The organism is Chitinophaga sp. (assembly GCF_035564935.1).
Classification (GTDB): Bacteria; Bacteroidota; Bacteroidia; order Chitinophagales; family Chitinophagaceae; genus Chitinophaga.
In genome coordinates, this window is the sequence record NZ_DATMTE010000779.1 from 1 (window position 1) to 2,041 (window position 2,041).

The 2,041-nt window shown below is 49.0% G+C and carries 2 protein-coding genes; both read right to left on the reverse strand.

The window, feature by feature from the left end:
• A partial coding sequence (locus tag VN105_RS20130) for a carbon starvation protein A (protein WP_325643542.1) occupies window positions 1-1,554 on the reverse strand: 1,554 nt, incomplete at its 3' end.
• Window positions 1,555-1,586: 32 nt separating this feature from the next.
• A partial coding sequence (locus tag VN105_RS20135) for an FAD-dependent oxidoreductase (protein WP_325643544.1) occupies window positions 1,587-2,041 on the reverse strand: 455 nt, incomplete at its 5' end.

Below are 2,041 nucleotides of genomic sequence, written 5' to 3' on the forward strand. Positions count from 1 at the left end.
GACAATAAGCCCACAGGCAGCCAAGAGCTGGTTGCTAATGCCAAATAGTGGCCAGATACTGCTTACATTTCCCGTAAAAACAAGATAGCCCCATGAAAAAGTGAAAATAGCACTGCATAGCCAAATGCCCGGTTTCCAATCTTTGTCTTTAAAGGCCGGAAAGATATTGCCCAACATTTCCTGCAAAAAGAATCGCCCCACCCGTGTCCCGGCATCAATAGCCGTAAGGATAAATACGGCTTCAAACATAATGGCGAAATTATACCAATAAGCCATCACGTCGTCCATAAAGGGAACCTTATCAAATATATGTGCCATTCCCACAGCCAGGGAAACAGCTCCGCCGGTCCGGCCATGGAGATCAACTCCTATCCGATCTGAAAAATGTTGCAGATCCACGGCCTTTAATTCGGGATGTTGCGCCAGAAAATGGGCATAGTCACTGACTGGCGTATTGATCGCAAAATAGTCCCCCGGCAGCAAGGTGCAGGCTGCAATCAAGGCCATTAGGGCGACAAATCCCTCGACCAGCATCGCACCATAGCCCACAAAAAGAATCTCTCTTTCGGTACCCAACATCTTGGGCGTCGTGCCCGTGGCAATAATCGCATGGAAACCCGAAATTGCACCGCAGGCAATCACAATAAAAATAAAGGGCAGCACGGGCCCGCCGATCACGGGTCCGCCGCCATGGATAAAATCGGTCAGAGCGGGCATCTGTATCGTCGGATGCACAAAGACAATGCCAACGGCCAACATCAGGATCGTGCCGATCTTGAGATAGGTAGAAAGGTAATCCCGAGGAACAAGAAGCAACCAGATGGGTAACACCGATGCTAAAAATCCATAAACAGCAATCGCGATCGAAATGGTCTTGACATCCCAATCGAACAGGTTGTGAATGACTGGGATCTCCATCAAGCGATGGCCCGCAATAATGCCCACAATCAATAAAATCCCCCCCAATATGCTAGCCAAGGTAACTGATCCGGCTTTGTACCGCATCAAGAGTCCCATAAATATGGCAATCGGCATGGTCAGAATAATGGTAAATAAGGACCAAGGGGCCTCGTGCATGGCGCTGATACAGGCAAGAGAAAGACCAGCCAAGGTCAGGATAAGAATAAACAGAACAGCTATACCGGCTATACCGCCGACAACAGGACCGATTTCCTTCGACGCAATGGTTGCCAGGCTCTGCCCTTTGTGCCTGACCGAAGCAAACAGGACAACCATATCGTGCACACCGCCCCCCAGAACACAACCGATCAAAATCCAGAGCGCCCCCGGAAGGTAACCAAACTGGGCAGCCAGCACTGGACCGACCAAAGGCCCGGCAGCGGCAATGGCAGCAAAATGATGTCCAAACAAGACCTTGCGGTCTGTCTTCACGTAATCGTGGCCATCGGCAAACTCGACTGCCGGGGTAGTGATGGCATCATTGAGCTGGAGTACTTTCTGTGCCATAAAAACCCCGTAAAAACGGTAAGCGATCGCGAAGATTAAAATTGACGCAAAGACCAGCGTAAGCGCGTTCATATTATCTAAATCCATTCTATATCCAGGTATAATTTTATTGCAATATATTATTTTTGTTCCAATACTTGCCCCGAATCCAGCAGTTGTTTTTTTAATAAGCCGTAATCCACGTGCTGCACAACCCCATCATTATCAAGTGCTAATATCGCTGCGGCACCTGCACTCTGCCCCAACACCATGAATACCGGCTCCATACGGATCGAACCAAAGGCAATATGCGAACTGGAGAGGCAGACCGGAACAAGTAAATTGCTGCATTCATTGCTTTTTGGGATAATCGATCCATAGGAAATGGCGTAAGGCGCTGGCACATGAACGCCGATATCGCCTTCGTTTTGAACAAAGCCTTCTTTGGTCACATAGCGTTGGACATTATGCGAATCCAGGGTATATGAGCCCATACCGATCGGATCTTCCACCCTGCGCTTGCCCAGGATATTGTGTTCGGTCGTCACATATTGTCCCAGCATGCGCCGGGCTTCTCGTATATATAGTTGAGAAG